This is a genomic window from Gluconacetobacter dulcium (assembly GCF_014174165.1).
Classification (GTDB): Bacteria; Pseudomonadota; Alphaproteobacteria; order Acetobacterales; family Acetobacteraceae; genus Gluconacetobacter; species Gluconacetobacter dulcium.
The window spans coordinates 66,742-81,225 of record NZ_JABEQN010000018.1 but is presented as its reverse complement, the minus strand read 5'-3'; the positions used below and the strand labels follow the sequence as shown (position 1 = coordinate 81,225).

The 14,484-nt window shown below is 65.8% G+C and carries 14 protein-coding genes and 1 pseudogene; 7 read left to right on the top strand and 8 right to left on the bottom strand.

The features are described 5' to 3' along the window. Positions 1-72 precede the first annotated feature (72 nt). The 3 genes from HLH25_RS14345 to HLH25_RS14335 all read right to left on the bottom strand — a co-directional run bounded on the left by HLH25_RS14345 (position 73) and on the right by HLH25_RS14335 (position 3,779). Positions 73-1,464 carry an FAD-binding oxidoreductase gene (locus tag HLH25_RS14345; protein WP_182974712.1) on the bottom strand — a complete coding sequence of 464 codons (1,392 nt, stop codon included), beginning with the start codon at positions 1,462-1,464 and terminating at the stop codon, positions 73-75. A 291-nt stretch (positions 1,465-1,755) separates the two neighbouring features. Continuing rightward, positions 1,756-2,850, bottom strand: coding sequence for a glycosyltransferase (locus tag HLH25_RS14340; protein ID WP_182974711.1), 1,095 nt, complete (start codon positions 2,848-2,850; stop codon positions 1,756-1,758). Continuing rightward, on the bottom strand, positions 2,847-3,779 hold the full coding sequence (locus HLH25_RS14335) for a glycosyltransferase family 9 protein (protein WP_182974731.1): 933 nt from the start codon (positions 3,777-3,779) through the stop codon (positions 2,847-2,849). The genes HLH25_RS14340 and HLH25_RS14335 overlap by 4 nt, the downstream gene beginning before the upstream one ends. Positions 3,780-3,973: 194 nt before the next feature. Between HLH25_RS14335 and ygfZ the strand changes: the two genes are divergently transcribed. The 7 genes and pseudogenes from ygfZ to HLH25_RS14300 form a co-directional block, all read left to right on the top strand. Next, the gene (gene ygfZ, locus HLH25_RS14330) at positions 3,974-4,816 is read left to right on the top strand and encodes a CAF17-like 4Fe-4S cluster assembly/insertion protein YgfZ (RefSeq protein WP_182974710.1); all 843 of its coding nucleotides are present in this window, start codon (positions 3,974-3,976) and stop codon (positions 4,814-4,816) included. A 66-nt stretch (positions 4,817-4,882) separates the two neighbouring features. Further along, positions 4,883-5,314, top strand: a complete 432-nt coding sequence (gene hisI, locus HLH25_RS14325) for a phosphoribosyl-AMP cyclohydrolase (protein WP_182974709.1) — start codon at positions 4,883-4,885, stop codon at positions 5,312-5,314. A gap of 39 nt (positions 5,315-5,353) precedes the next feature. After that, the gene (locus HLH25_RS14320; RefSeq protein WP_182974708.1) at positions 5,354-5,530 is read left to right on the top strand and encodes a hypothetical protein; all 177 of its coding nucleotides are present in this window, start codon (positions 5,354-5,356) and stop codon (positions 5,528-5,530) included. Between the two features lie 329 nt (positions 5,531-5,859). Beyond that, a complete protein-coding gene (locus HLH25_RS14315; protein ID WP_182974707.1) occupies positions 5,860-6,096 on the top strand; it encodes a helix-turn-helix transcriptional regulator in 237 nt (78 codons plus the stop codon). A 112-nt stretch (positions 6,097-6,208) separates the two neighbouring features. Next, positions 6,209-6,859 carry a TetR/AcrR family transcriptional regulator gene (locus tag HLH25_RS14310; protein WP_220791824.1) on the top strand — a complete coding sequence of 217 codons (651 nt, stop codon included), beginning with the start codon at positions 6,209-6,211 and terminating at the stop codon, positions 6,857-6,859. A 182-nt stretch (positions 6,860-7,041) separates the two neighbouring features. Further along, positions 7,042-7,596, top strand: a complete 555-nt coding sequence (locus HLH25_RS14305) for an amidohydrolase family protein (protein WP_182974705.1) — start codon at positions 7,042-7,044, stop codon at positions 7,594-7,596. A 174-nt stretch (positions 7,597-7,770) separates the two neighbouring features. Next, positions 7,771-8,145 (top strand): annotated as a pseudogene (locus tag HLH25_RS14300) (transposase); the annotation flags it as partial. Here the strand turns inward: HLH25_RS14300 and HLH25_RS14295 are convergent. From HLH25_RS14295 to pheT, 5 genes are all read right to left on the bottom strand, one after another. Next, the gene (locus HLH25_RS14295) at positions 8,137-9,036 is read right to left on the bottom strand and encodes an alpha/beta fold hydrolase (protein WP_182974704.1); all 900 of its coding nucleotides are present in this window, start codon (positions 9,034-9,036) and stop codon (positions 8,137-8,139) included. The pseudogene HLH25_RS14300 and the gene HLH25_RS14295 sit on opposite strands and share 9 nt — an antisense overlap. Further along, positions 9,033-9,488 carry a DUF1330 domain-containing protein gene (locus HLH25_RS14290; protein ID WP_182974703.1) on the bottom strand — a complete coding sequence of 152 codons (456 nt, stop codon included), beginning with the start codon at positions 9,486-9,488 and terminating at the stop codon, positions 9,033-9,035. Before HLH25_RS14290 ends, HLH25_RS14295 begins: the two co-directional genes overlap by 4 nt. A gap of 22 nt (positions 9,489-9,510) precedes the next feature. Continuing rightward, the gene (locus HLH25_RS14285) at positions 9,511-10,167 is read right to left on the bottom strand and encodes a DUF2239 family protein (protein ID WP_343065505.1); all 657 of its coding nucleotides are present in this window, start codon (positions 10,165-10,167) and stop codon (positions 9,511-9,513) included. Between the two features lie 682 nt (positions 10,168-10,849). After that, entirely contained in the window at positions 10,850-12,010 is a 1,161-nt protein-coding gene (gene lpxB, locus HLH25_RS14280; protein WP_182974701.1) for a lipid-A-disaccharide synthase, read from the bottom strand. Positions 12,011-12,015: 5 nt separating this feature from the next. Continuing rightward, a complete protein-coding gene (gene pheT, locus HLH25_RS14275) occupies positions 12,016-14,484 on the bottom strand; it encodes a phenylalanine--tRNA ligase subunit beta (protein WP_182974700.1) in 2,469 nt (822 codons plus the stop codon).

The window sequence follows — 14,484 nt, the reverse complement described above, 5'->3', positions numbered from 1 at the left end:
CGACCCGTCATTACCAAACAAATCACGCAAAAATTACATAATATCCTCTAATGTATTTTTCCACGAGCGTCTTCACCTGTCTGAACGGACATTCCCCGGCAACATCTTCCCCGGATTCAGAATATCGTTCGGATCGAGCGTGCGCTTCAGCGCCCGCATCACGTCCAGCGCCACCGGATCATGCTCGTCCGCCATGAACGCGCGCTTGCCCAGTCCCACCCCATGTTCGCCACTGCACGACCCGCCGAGCGCCAATGCCCGCCGGACGATCTTCCGATCCAGCGCCCAGGCTTGCTCCAGCCCTTCCGGCGTCGGTGGCGCAAGGATGATCGTATGGAAATTGCCGTCCCCGACATGGCCCACGATCGGCGCGGTCAGGCCAGATTCCGCGATATCCGCCTTCACCCCGGTCACCAGTTCCGTCAGCGCCGAGATCGGCACGATCGCGTCGGTCGTCATGGCGCGATAACCGGGGCGATAGGCCAGACAGGCCCAGTAGGCATGATGCCGCGCCCGCCAGAGCGCGGCACGCTGGTCCGGATCGGTATGCCAGTCGAAACCCAGCCCCCCGCGATCCGCCACGATGGCCTCCACCGCGGCAATCTGCTCGCGCACCGAATCCGGGCCACCGACGAATTCCAGAAACAGCGTCGGCAGCGCCCGCAACCCGGCCAGGCTGGAATAGCGGATGCTGGCATCCATCTGCACATCGTCCAGCAGTTCGACCCGCCCGATCGGCACGCCGAACTGCAGAATGTCGATGGCCGTCGCCACCGCATCGGCAAGCGTCTCGAACTGCACCACGGCGGCGGCAATGGTTTCGGGGATCGGGTGCAGCCGCAACTGGATTTCCGTAATCACCCCCAGCGTGCCTTCCGAGCCGATCAGCAGATGCGTCAGGTCGTACCCGGTCGAGGATTTCCGCACCCGCCCGCCGGTCCGCATTACCCGCCCATCGGCCAGCACCACGGTCAGTCCCAGCACATTCTCGCGGATCGTGCCGTAGCGCACCGCCGCCGTGCCGGAAGCGCGCGTGGCGCACATGCCGCCGATCGTGGCCTCCCCACCGGGATCGACGGGGAAGAACAACCCGGTATCGCGCAGGATCTGGTTCAGCGCCTGCCGCGTGATCCCCGCCTGCACCCGGCAATCCATATCCTGCGGATGAACCGACAACAGGTCCGTCATCCGCGACAGATCGAGGCTGATCCCGCCTTCCGGCGGATTGACGTGCCCTTCCAGCGACGTTCCGGCCCCGAACGCCGTCAGCGGCACGCCATGGGCGCTGCACAGCGCCAGCGTCTGCGCCACGTCATCGGTGCTCTGCGCAAACACCACGGCCCCCGGCAGGCTCGGGGCATGATGCCCCTCGCCATGACTATGCTGCTCACGCACCGCCTCGGCGGTCGAAACCCGGTCTTCCCCCAGCCGCGCACGCAACGCCGCAATCAGGTCGGTATTCATGTGCGCCCTGCTTCCCTTCGCATCAACCCGTCAGGTCAGGCCCCATCACCCGGCCGGACGGCATCCTCAACACTGACCTGCCGCACTGCCTGATGCAATCGGCCCCCGACGGACAATTCAAAAAACCGGACAGACTGAAGGGCGACATCAGGTCTCTGACGACCCGATGATGAACGGAAGCGTGGCGCGCGCCATATCTGCGGCGGTGATTGCAGCACATCGCAGCAGAGCGGCCATGATGACCAAGCGCACCAAAGCGCAGTTACAAACATGCCTGCAATGGCATGTCCCCTACAGCAGCGACAGCAGCCGCGCCTCCAGCCGCGCGGACTGCGCGGGCGCACTCAGCGTCTCCCGCACCACCTTCAACGCGGCCTCCGCCATCCCGTCACGGACACCGGGGGCCAGCATCGCCTGCATGGCATCGGCCAGCGCCACCGCATCGGCGGCCGGCACCACGATCCCCGCCCCGCAAGGCTGCAACACATCCGCCAGCCCCGACTGGTCGGACCCGATCACCGGCACCCCGCGCGCCATCGCCTCCACCGCCACGCTGGGCAACCCCTCGCGGTCACCACCGGCCGAGACCACGCTGGGCACCACCAGCGCAATCGCCCGCTCCATCAGCGCCGCCAGGTCCGCCGCCGCCAGCCACCCGGTAAAGCGCACGGTCTCCAGCCCCGCCGCATACGCCCGCATCGCCGGCAACAGCGGCCCATCCCCCGCCAGCACCACCGAGGGCATCAGCCCGCGCGCCGCCAGCACCCGCAGCGCGTCGATCAGGGTCACAACCCCCTTCTTGTCCACGAACCGCCCGGCGAACACGAACTGCTCCGCCGGCCCGGCGGCAAGCGCCGCCGGCTCCACCCCGATCGGGATCACATCCAGCAGATCCGGCCGCACCCCCCGCTCCAGCAACCTGTCCCGCACGCCCTCCGAAACACAGACGAACAGTGACGCATAATCCTGCAACGCCCGCCATCGCCTGCGGAAAATGGAAGGCATCCCCCCCCGCCGGTAATGCTTGTCCTTGAAGGCATCGCCGCCATGAAACGTCACCGCCAGCGGCACGCCCAGCGCGCGGGCCATCGGCAGCGCCAGTGCCCCGCCGCGCCCGAACTGCGCATGCACCAGCACCGGCGCCAGGTCGGCGACCTCCCGCACTCCCCCCCAGCCAAACTGCTTGAATGCGGCCTGACGCAGCGGCCGCAACGGCCCATCCCCGCCGAGAAACCGCACCTCACCCGGCAGATCGCCCACTGCCCCCTCCCACCGGCACCCTACCCAGCAGGGCCGCAGATCCCGGAATCCGATATATTGCCGCCGCATGAAGGCATGTTCCGAAGCCGGCAGCAGACGGTCCCGATAGACGAGAACGGTCTTCACCCGCCTGCACCCGTCAAATCGGCCATCACGGGCGCCCGCTCCATCAGCCCGATCGCCGCCTCCACCACCGGCGCGACCGCCAGCCCCGCGATCGGCGCGCTCCCTTCCGGCCCCGGCGCGGCAATACCGCGCGCACATCGCCCCACCGGCCCGTATTCCGACATGCGACTAGGCCCGAACAGCCCCAGCGTCGGCGTCTCGACCGCCGCCGAAAGATGCATCAGCCCCGAATCATTGCCGACAAATCCCGCGCACCGCCCCAGCACCGCCGCCACCTGCGCCAGCGTCAACCCGCCCCCGGCATCGACGGCATCCGGCAGCGCCGCCAGCACCGGGGCCGCCATCCGCCGCTCGGTCTCGCCAGGCCCGTACAGGATAACGGGCCGCAGCCCCGGCCAGCGATCCTGCAAGGCGCGGGCCAGCGCAATGAAGTGGTCGGCCGGCCACACCTTGCCCGCCCAGTTCGCCGTGGGCGCCAGCGCCAGCCATACCGGCCCGTCGGGCAGCATCGCCGCCGCCCGCGCCCGATCGCCCGCGCCGGTCCACATCACCGGCAAGGGCGGCGGCGACAGGCGCAGCACCTGGCCCAGATGCGCGATCCGCGCGCCCTGCCGCCGCCCGCCGCGCATGATCGCCCGCCGCCGCGCCGCCAGAAACAGCGTCACCGCCGACCCGCGCAGATCCACGCACAGATCCCACCGCGTCCCGACACACGCGCGCCACAGCGCCAGCCAGTGCAGATCATATTTCCGCTTGGTCACCACGATGGTGCGCTCACGCCGGGGCATCGCCTCGAACAGCCCCGCCGCGACCGGCCCGCAGGCAATGGTGAAGCGCGCCTGCGGATAGCGGGCCAGCAGAACATCCAGCAACCCGGTGGACAGCACCGCGTCCCCCAGACGTGTAGAGGTGATGAACAGGATACGCATGGTCAGCGAGCCTACCCCATTGCCCCGCCCGGCGAAATCGCCCCTTCTCCAACCCGGTGACAGACCACACATCACAACCAGTCCGCACAGGCGGCGACGCCGATCGAACACGATAACCCCTGCCCGGAAACGCACAGCGGGGCCGTCCTCCGCCCCCATTTCCAGACAGGTCCAGGAGGCATAGGATCACAGGCATGGTTGACACGACACATCTCGCCCACCTCCCCGACCGCGCCGTCCTGGCCCTCTCCGGCCTCGACCGGCACAGCTTCCTTCAGGGGCTGGTGTCCAACGACGTCACCGAAGCGACACCGGGCCACGCGGTCTGGGCGGCGCTGCTGACGGCACAGGGCCGCTGGGTGGCCGATTTCTTCCTGTTCGCCGACCCCGACGGCGCGCGTTTGCTGCTGGATTGCGAGGCCGCGCAGGCCGACATGATTCGCCAGCGCCTGCTGCGCTACCGCCTGCGTTCCGACATCTCGATCGACGAAACCGGTTTCGCCGTCCATGCCGCGTGGGGCGCGGTGCCGCCGATGATCGATTCCGCCATCGGCGCCCCCGACCCGCGCCTCGCCGAAGCCGGCTGGCGCCTGCTGCTGCCACGCCCGGCAGAGGGCGCCGCCGACCACGCCGCCTACGACGCCCACCGCCTGGCGCTGGGCCTTCCCGACGGCTCGCGCGACTGCGAGGACGGCAAGACCCTGTTGCTGGAAGCCAATTTCGAGGCGCTGAACGGCATCTCCTGGACCAAGGGCTGCTATATGGGCCAGGAGCTGACCGCCCGCACCCGCTATCGCGGCCTGGTCAAGCGCAAGCTGCTGCCCGTCACCGGCGCAGCCCTCCCCCCGCCCGGCACGCCGCTGCTCCAGGCCGGAAAGGAAGCCGGACACATGGCCTCCTCGCGTGACGGACGCGGACTGGCCATGGTGCGGCTGGCCCACCGCAGCGACGAACTGACGACGGAAGGCGGCCATTCGGTGCAGGTCCACATTCCCGACTGGCTGACCCTGCCGGAAGCCGACACGCCCAAAGACTGAGCCGAACCCACCCTGTCGCGCCACGCCTGCTGGACAGGCGCGCCACCATGGAGTGTTGTGCCCGCCATGACCGACACCGCCCCCGCCTATACGGCCCCCGACGCCACCACCCGCGCCGCCATGCTCGACACGGCGCGCTTCGATGCCGCCGGCCTGATCGCCGCCATCGCCCAGCAGCACGACACGGGCGAAATCCTGATGCTGGCGTGGATGAATCGCGAAGCTCTGGACGAAACCCTGCGCGCCGGCCGCGTCTGCTATTATTCGCGCAGCCGCGGCGGCCTGTGGCGCAAGGGCGAGACCTCCGGCCAGGTGCAACGTCTGGTCGATGCACGCCTGGATTGCGACCGCGACGCGGTGCTGCTGCTGGTCGACCAGACCGGCGTGGCCTGTCATACCGGCCGCCGAAGCTGCTTCTTCAGCGCCATGCGCCCCACGGGACTGGTCGAGACCAGCGCGCCGCTGATCGCCGCCGACACCCTCTACGGGCGCGGCTGACGCACCGCGCCCGCCCCCTTTTCACTGAAAGCGCCTCCGATGTCCCAGCCTGCCCCCTCGCCCGTCGGCAAGATCGTCTTCCTCGTCGTCCTGCTCACCGCGACGATCGGGCTTGGCGTCTATACGATCCACTCGGCCTTCACGGCCCTGCACAGCACGGTCCAGGACGGCACGACCACGCAGCACCCCGCCCCCCACGATTCCGCAAAACAGTAACCGGCGCGTCGCACTCTTGACGTCCCCGCACGCCTGTCCGCTTCCGGACAAGGCGTCCGTTCGCGGACAGAACCCTCTTTCGACCCGAAAAAGATCAATTTTTACAATGGAGTATAAATCATCCCCTTTCCGGTAAACTGTCTCCGAACCACAGGAGACAGTTCATGCACCGGCCAATGCCCTCTCCTCGGCCCCTCGCTGCCAAACCCGCCCGCTCCCCGACGAGGAACGAATCGCGCCGGTCATCAGCCACGACCGAACCCGCCCCACAACTTGCCTCATCTCAAGATTTCGTTGTGATTTTACAACAAAAAACGGTATGCAGGACCATGTTCAACCGGATCGGACTCTTCAGGGCAGAGCGCGGCCTCACCCGCAAGGCGCTGGCGGATCTCGTGGACGTCAATCCACAGACCATCGGGTTTCTGGAACGGGGCGATTACAGGCCCAGCCTGGAACTCGCGCTCAAGATCGCCCAGGTCTTCGACGTGCCGGTCGAAATCATTTTCTCGCTCGAACCGTTTGAAACCATCTCAGCCATGTTGCAGGGAAAGACCGGCACATGACGGAGCAGGGTCGCAACATTCGGCCAGCGCGTCGATAACGCCTGCCTGTCCAGCAGCACCGCGCGGGAACCGCGTCCAGTAGCGCGCTTGGTCGTTTGCACGATATAATACAATGCACTACTATGGAAACATGATAGAAAAGACACAATTTTCCACGTTACGAAGCGCTGATACAAACAGGAAGGTTATTGCCGCCGCGCGCGAGGCATTTCTACGTGACGGTTTCGGCGGCACCAGCATGGACGACCTTGCGTCGGCAGCAAAAGTTGCGCGTCGTACTTTGTACAACCAATTTGGCAGCAAGGAGAATTTATTCCGGGCTGTCGTTACTGATATGTGGGGCCGTATAGATCCCGCGGAGTTGATCGAAGAAGCCGCCGCGGGAAAGGGGCCGAAAGAAGGATTGCAGGCTATTGGACTTGCGCTCGCCAGTCATTGGGCGAGTCCTACGGTTATTGCGTTCCTACGTCTTGCAATCGTGGAAGGCGAGCGTTTTCCCGAGCTGCCAAGAAGTTTTTATAAATACGGAAAAGAGCCTATTGTTCTCGCGGTGCAAGCGTATCTGGAGCGGATGGTACAGGATCATGTCCTGTATATTGAGGATACATTGATTGCTACCCAGCAGTTCATCGGCATGCTCAATGAGCCCCTGCTTTGGATGCGTCTGATCGATACGGACAGCAACGTGGATGCCGCGCGATGTGCCGATATCGCGAATCGCGCAGTACGTCTTTTTTTCGCTGGATACGGCGCAAAAACTTAAAGGAAGGTCCGGCGCGCATTTTTTTGTTTTCAAAGTGCACTGCCCAGTGCAGTGCATATCGCTCCATCTCGGAGGAGCTATGAAATGACTTCGGACACGTTGCTGAAAACCTATCGCTGGTCTTCCAATGATCCTAAGGACAAATTTTCGGTCGAGAATCCGGCAACCGGCGAAATCATCGCGTGGGTGCGCTGCCTATGCAGGATCCGGCGGCAGCCATTGAGGAGCTACGTCGCTGCGTGCTTGATTTTGGATTTTGCGGTGCTTTGATCAATGATCATACGAACGGGCACTACCTGGATGAACCGCAGTTTGACTCTTTCTGGGCCGCTCTGGTGGAGCTGGATGTGCCGCTCTATATTCATCCAGGCGCGCCCAGAACCGATCACTGGCGCGTTCTTGATGGGCACCCGAATCTCGTCGGCCCGACCTGGACATGGGGCGTCGAAGCCGCCGGACACGCCATGCGGATCATCTACGCGGGAATATTTGATCGACATCCCAAGGCGAAACTCATCCTCGGACACATGGGCGAATATCTGCCATTCCAGTTGTGGCGGCTCGATTCCCGTTACAAAACTCTTGCCAATCAGAATCTTCAAAACCTGCCCTCAACGTATTTCGGGCGAAATATATTTATCACAACAAGCGGCGTTTTTTCTCATGCTGCCCTGGTCGGTGCAATCATGGCCATTGGGGAGGATGCTGTCATGTTTTCCATCGATTACCCCTTTTAATCCTCCGCTGAAGCCCTTGAGTTCTTGCGAACGGCACCGATCACTTCGGAGCAACGAGAAAAGATCGCACACCTGAATGCAACGCACCTTCTTAAACTTTAGAGACCGATCCGAAAGTTTTTGAACAATACCAGCCTGTTGTGCTTCATCCGTCCTGGCGAAGAGATGGGGTGAATGGTGGCATGGGCTGGTATTGCCCGTCGCGGGCATAGCCGGGAGGGACTGCGATATCCATCGGATATGACGGATGCGGAGTGGGCTTTGGTCTTGCCATTCGTGCCTGCGGCAAGACGTGGCGGACGCCCTCGAACGACAGACATGCGCGAAGTCATCAACGCCATGCTTCATATCGCGTCAGGCGGGTGTGCGTGGCGTCACCTGCCGAAATGCTTTCCACCGGTCTCGACGGTTCGACGTTATTTTTATGCGGGACGTGATGCCAGACTGTTCGAGGTGATGAACCCGGTGCCGGTCATGCCCCTGCGGGAGATTGAAGGGCGGGAGACGGCCCCCTTATATCCTGCGACGCAGTCAGGTTCCTTAAGGACATGACCGGCCTGTCATTACGCTGCAAATCGCGTCGATGATCCGTCCCTCGAATTCGCGCGGCAGATCATGGCCCATGCCGTCGATTGGCAGGTAAACCGCGTTCGGTATGGAGCGCACCGTATCCTGACCGCAGAGGGGCGGTATCAACGGATCATCAGTGCCATGGATGACGAGGGTCGGTACCGTGACGTTTGCAAGTCGCGCGCGCCGGTCTCCAGCCACCGCCATGGCAGCTATCTGCCGCAGGGTGCCCCCCGGATCGTAGCAACGCCGTATTTCATCAAGGAGAATGGCGCGATGGGCCTCTTCATCGAAGGGATAACCCATGCCCGCAATCCGGCGCGCGAACGCGAGACGCACCGCCAGAAAGCCTTCGCGGTCGATCACAGGATCAGGCGCGGGGCGCATCATCATCGCCATGACATCGGGTTCCGCCTGCGGCAAGGCCGGATTGCCGGTACTCGACATGATCGACGTGAGGGAAAGGACCCGGTCGGCATGATCGCTCGCGAGGACCTGGGCGATCATGCCCCCCATCGAGCGCCCAACGACATGCGCCCTGGCGATCCCGAGCGCATCAAGGAGGCCGATCGCATCCGCCGCCATGTCGTCAAGCCTATACGGCACGTCGGGTCTGCGCCCGGCCATCAGAGCAGTTGCGAGCGCGCCGAAATCCGGCGCGGCCGAAGCGCTGAAATGCGTCGAGCGACCCGCATCGCGGTTGTCGAAACGGATCACGCGATAGCCTCGCGCGGCCAGCGCCTTGCAGAGCGGCGCGGACCAGCGGATCATCTGCGTTCCAAGCCCCGAAATCAGTAGGACCGGTTCCGTATCGGCATGGCCGAAACTGTCCCAGGCGAGTTCGATGCCATTGGCCTTTGCAATATTCATCGCCTCGCTCCTGCAAGGGGCAGCGCCATTTCGGACAGTGGGAGAAGTCGAGAATCCTCTACTGCTGCCGTGCGGTGACCAAGTCCGGCGCGATACGCCTTATGGCTGGCGAAGGAGAGAAAAGACGCAACATTGGCCTGCCTGATCAGCATTGCCAGATCCCAATGTTCAGCGGCGGGGCCGATCAAGAAGGGGCCGCCACGGCCAAGAAACAGGATATCGCCACCGGTTTCTCGCAAGAAGGGCAGCGTATGCTCAATATAGCGATCAAACGCCTCGGCACCGCTGATCGGCCGGGAAGGTGTCAGACCGGGATGGCCCGAATAATCAGCCACATCCCTGAAGCGCAGCAGGTTGAGCATGACGACGGGGCCAGCAAGATCGCGCTGTACGAACGTGCGGCCGGCCTCCTGTGTCGGTTCCAGGTAGGAAATGGTGTCGGCTCCGGTCATCGGTGTTCCGTCGAATGGCGGGTCAAGCGTTTTGGTTCTCGCCCGCACGGAATGCGAGACGCAGCGCATAGGTGCGGATATCTTCAGGCCACGCAGCGATCCGTTGCTCCAATGCTGGCCGGTCGTCTGCGAAGAGGGCGCGGGTCGCTTCTTCGTAGCCGGGCAGATCGCCCGCGATCGCCTGCATGAAATGATACGCGGCCTCCTGGGCCGCGCGCCTCTGCTGGCGTGGGCTCGTCGTTTTGCGCGCCTCATCCACGAGGCGCCTGAGCGTCGCAGAAGCCCCGCCGGGCTGACTTGTGAGCCATTCCCACTGCCGGGGCAGCAAGGTCACCTCTCGGGCGACAACGCCCAATTTCGGTCGGCCTCGAATTTTCAGGCCCTGAGCTTCGTCCGATCCCCGCGGGTCCGACACCGCATCGTTTTTGGGGCGATAGCGCCCCTCACAGGGCGCAGGGGGCTGGGAAATCCGATCAAGAATCTCGGCATCGCTGCCGCGCAGATCAAGATCGACAATGCGACCCGTCACGTCGTCGAACACGAGAACCGTGTCCGCCACGCCGGTCGATTGCCGAACTGCCAAGGCCACGTCAGGGAGGGTGCCCGTGAGCAGCAATCGGTACCCGATAAATGCCGTGCAGGTCTTGAGAGAAGGATCGGACATGTGGTGCTCGCTCAATGGATTGTCCGATTAATACCCGGACAAAAATGAACACGTCAATTATATCCGGGTAAAATAATGCACTTCCCTTCGACCGACCCTACCCGGAACGCTCATTCTGTCTCCCGATTGTTGATTTGCATTGAGAAATGCCCTTTAGGGGCAATCCCGTTCACATAGCGTAAGAGTTATGTCGTTCTGGCCGTCTTGATCGAGAGAGGCGGAATGACACGCACGGTCGCGGACCTCCCTGCGGGGTCCAGAATTACGGATCACATCAGCCTCGGCGTGATCGCGCGGTTCTGCGGTGCCTGCTCGAAGGGATCCGGTGGTTGAAGGGTCCATCCGCGACACTGAGGGTCGCCAGCAAGGCCGGCATCTCCCAGGCCCGGACACGCCTGGACTGGGCAGTGATGCGCCATCTCCATGACGCCGCCATCAGGCCGATCGCAACCAGGGGGCACGAAGGGCGCGTGGTTCGCGGACTGGCGGATCGTCACAGCACCCGTCGAACGCCCTCGCCTCCAGGCAGAGTACCGGTACGCCCTGTTCCGGTTCCCTGAACGGCATATTTTCTTCCATGTCGCCGGCAACGACCAACGGACAGCCCGCGTGGCCCCATGTCCGCCCCGTCTCGGCGCCCGAAACCGCGCCGATCATCAAGGACCATTTAAAAAATGGCCGTCGAAAGAAGAAAGAATCAGCGTTCCAGCACGGCCATCAACTCGGCCGCCGCCGCATCGTCCGGATCGCCCGCCGGCGCCGCCAGCGAAGCCGCGATGGCGCGAAAGCCCGCCCGTTGCAGGGCGGCGCTGCGCCCGTCGGTCAGCAGCCGATGCACGGTGTCCGCCAGCAGGCCGGGCCGGCAGCGTTCCTGCAACAGTTCCGGCACCAGCCGATGCCCGGCCAGCAGATTGACCATCGCCACATAAGGCACGCGGATCAGCCGCCGCGCCAGCGCCGCCGTGATCGGGTTGACGCGATAGGTCACCGCCATCGGCACCCCGGCCAGCGCCAGTTCCAGCGTCGAGGTCCCCGATTTGGTCAACGCCGCCCCCGCCGCCGCGAAGGCATCATGCTTTTCCGCCAGATCGGTGACCACGATCGGCCGCAGCGGCCAGTCGGCCACCCCCCGCCGCACCACATCCGCCACCACGGGCGAAACCGGCACCACCGGCACGATACCGGGGCAGGTCGCCATCAAAATACGCAGGGTCCGCCCCAGCACCGGCAACAGACGCGGCGCCTCCGACCGGCGACTCCCCGGCATCAGGATCAGCACGGGCGTATCGGCCGCAATTCCATGCCGCGCCCGAAACGCCGCCCCGTCCCCGCGATCGACCCCCGATTGCAGCACCGGATGCCCGACAAACAGCGCATCGAGCCCATGCCGGCCGAAAAAATCCGGCTCGAACGGCAGCAGACACAGCAGCCGGTCCCACAGACCGGGAAACTCCCGCACTCGATGCTCCCGCCACGCCCACACCTGCGGCGCGACATAATGCACGCGCGGAATACCCAGCTCCGCAATCCGCCGCAGCAGACGCAGCGCAAAGCCGGGGCTGTCGATCGTCACCACCAGGTCGGGCCGCGTGGCGGCGATATCCGCCACCGCCTGGTCCAACCGACGCGAGAGATGCCGCAGCCGGGGCAGCACTTCCACCAGCCCCATCACCGCCAGGTCGCGCAGCGGAAACAGGCTGCGCAGCCCGGCACCCTCCATCCGCGTGCCACCGACCCCGGCGAACCGCAGCGTCGGATCCCGCCGGCGCAACGCCGCCATCAGCCGCGCGCCCAGCACGTCGCCGCTGGCCTCGCCAGCCAGAATCCAGACCGTCCGGCCGGGCGCGGCCTCCGCCATGCGGGTCAGCCTTCCCCGCGCAGCGTCGCCCCGCACGCCTTCTGCACCGCCGCCACCACGGCACCGCACACGGCCTCGATCTCGGCATCGGTCAGGCTGGCCTTGACCGGCTGCAACGTCACCTCGACACCCAGCGACTTGCTGCCCTCGGGCACCTTGTCACCCTCATAAACGTCGAACAGCCGCACACCGGCGATCAGCGTCCGCTCGGCCCCCCGCGCCGCACGCAGCACGGTTTCCGCCGCCACGTCGCGTCCGACGACAAAGGCGAAATCCCGATGCACCGGCTGGAACGCCGACAGTTCGGGCGCCGCCCGCCGCCGCCGTTTGGGCTCGGCAATCGCGTCGAGAAACAGCTCGAACCCCACGACCGGCCGGTCCAGCCCCCGCCCGGCCAGCAGCGCCGGATGCAACTGGCCGAACACGCCCAGCACGATCTTCGGCCCCTGCCGGAGCACGCCCGAACGACCGGGATGATAATGGCCCGGCGCATCCGCCGTCACGCTGACGCCCTCGACGGGCGCCCCCAGCGCCGCCAGCACCGCCAGCGCATCGGCCTTGACATCCCACAGATCGACCGGCTCGGCCGCCCGGCCGGGGAAGCGCGACGCGTGCCCGCTGCGCAGCGCCGCCGCAATCTGGTTCTGCCCGGTTTCCGAGAAGCCCGGCCCGACCTCGAACAGCCCCAGGTCCGGATATCCCTGTGCCGTATTGCGCTCGACGGCCGCCAGCAGATTGACCAGCGGCGTCGGCCGCATCTGGTCCAGATCGGCGGCAATCGGGTTCAGCAGACGCAGACTCTCCGGCGCCGCGCCGAAGCGCGCGCACGCCTCCTGCGCCGCGAAGGAATAGGCCACCGTCTCCAACAGCCCGCGCGCCGCCAGCACGCGCCGCGCCGTGGCCGCCCGCGTCTGGCGCGGCGTCAGCGCCGGCAGCGGCACGGCGGACAGCGCGGGCAGCGACACCGGCACAATCGAATCCAGCCCGCGCAGACGCAGGATCTCCTCGATCAGGTCGCATTCGGAATCGACCGCCACGGCCCCCTCGGCGGCGGCGAACGCCCGCTCGGCCGAAAGATCCGGCGCCTGGTCCAGCACCATCTTCATGGCGATGTCGTTGCGCCACGACGGCACATCCACCACCACCCGCGCCTCGTCGCGCTCGCGCACTTCAAAGCCCAGTGCCTCCAGCGACGCCACGGCCTCGTCCGCCGGCACATCCAGCCCGCCCAGCCCGGCAACCCGCGCGAAGCGCAGATGCGCCTCCCGCTGCCACGCCGGCGCGTCACCGGCCGAAACCACCTCGCTGGCCTCACCGCCGCACAGGTCGATGATCATCCGCGTCGCCGCTTCCAGCGCCGCCACCGGCAACGCCTGGTCCACACCGCGCTCGAAGCGGTGCCGCGCATCGGAATGCAGCCCCAGCCGCCGCCCGCTCAGCGCGATCCGCACCGGGTCGAACAGCGCGCATTCCACGAACACGCTCGTGGTCTCGTCAGTGGCCCCGGTCGCCTCGCCGCCCATGATGCCCGCCAGCGACTGCACCCCCGCCGCATCGGCGATCACGCAATCCTCGGGCGACACCACCACGTCGCGCCCGTCCAGCGCGCGGAAGCTCTCGCCCGCGCCCCGGCAGATCGTCAGCCGCCCGCCGGTCAGGCGGTCGGCATCGAACACATGCAGCGGCCGGCCCAGATCGAAGGCGAAGAAATTGGTGATATCCACCAGCGCCGAGATCGGCCGCAGTCCGATCGCCCGCAGCCGCTTCTGCAACCAGTCCGGGCTGGGGCCATTGCGCACGCCGCGCACGGTCCGCCCCAGCACCCACGGGCAGGCTTCGGGGAAGTCATTGGCCCACGTCACGGGCGAGTCGAACGTGCCTTCCACGGTCTCGGCCAGCCAGGGGCGCAGATGCCCCAGCCCCGCCGCCGCCAGATCGCGGGCAATGCCGCGCACCGCCAGCGCATCGCCCCGGTTCGGCGTCACCGCAATCTCGATCACCGGATCGTTCAGCCCGGCGAACGCGGCATAGGACAGCCCGGTCTCCGTGCCCTCGGGCAGTTCGGCAATGCCGTCATGCTCCTCGCCCAGCCCCAGTTCGCGCAGCGAGCACAGCATGCCGCCGCTCGCCTCGCCCCGGATCGACCCGGCCTTGATGGTGATGTCCGAGCCCGGAATCCACGTTCCCGGCGGCGCGAAGATCACCGACAGCCCGGTGCGCGCATTCGGCGCGCCGCAGACCACCTGCACCTCCTCGAAGCCCGGCCCGGCATCGACGCGGCACACGCGCAGCCGGTCGGCATTGGGGTGCTGCACCGCCTCGACGATGCGGGCGGTGCGGAAGCCGGCCAGCCGGGCGCCGGGGTCGTCGACGCCCTCCACCTCCAGCCCGATCGTGTTCAGCTTGGCGCAGATCTCATCGACCGTGGCATGGGTATCCAGATGGTCGCGCAGCCAGGACAGGGTGAACTTCAT

Excerpts from the sequence above, each read along its gene's own strand:
- HLH25_RS14345 (WP_182974712.1), bottom strand. The coding sequence starts at position 1,464 with ATGAATACCGACCTGATTGCGGCGTTGCGTGCGCGGCTGGGGGAAGAC.
- HLH25_RS14335 (WP_182974731.1), bottom strand. The coding sequence starts at position 3,779 with ATGCGTATCCTGTTCATCACCTCTACACGTCTGGGGGACGCGGTGCTG.
- ygfZ (WP_182974710.1), top strand. The coding sequence starts at position 3,974 with ATGGTTGACACGACACATCTCGCCCACCTCCCCGACCGCGCCGTCCTG.
- hisI (WP_182974709.1), top strand. The coding sequence starts at position 4,883 with ATGACCGACACCGCCCCCGCCTATACGGCCCCCGACGCCACCACCCGC.
- HLH25_RS14320 (WP_182974708.1), top strand. The coding sequence starts at position 5,354 with ATGTCCCAGCCTGCCCCCTCGCCCGTCGGCAAGATCGTCTTCCTCGTC.
- HLH25_RS14315 (WP_182974707.1), top strand. The coding sequence starts at position 5,860 with ATGTTCAACCGGATCGGACTCTTCAGGGCAGAGCGCGGCCTCACCCGC.
- HLH25_RS14310 (WP_220791824.1), top strand. The coding sequence starts at position 6,209 with ATGCACTACTATGGAAACATGATAGAAAAGACACAATTTTCCACGTTA.
- HLH25_RS14295 (WP_182974704.1), bottom strand. The coding sequence starts at position 9,036 with ATGAATATTGCAAAGGCCAATGGCATCGAACTCGCCTGGGACAGTTTC.
- HLH25_RS14290 (WP_182974703.1), bottom strand. The coding sequence starts at position 9,488 with ATGACCGGAGCCGACACCATTTCCTACCTGGAACCGACACAGGAGGCC.
- lpxB (WP_182974701.1), bottom strand. The coding sequence starts at position 12,010 with ATGGCGGAGGCCGCGCCCGGCCGGACGGTCTGGATTCTGGCTGGCGAG.
- pheT (WP_182974700.1), bottom strand. The coding sequence starts at position 14,484 with ATGAAGTTCACCCTGTCCTGGCTGCGCGACCATCTGGATACCCATGCC.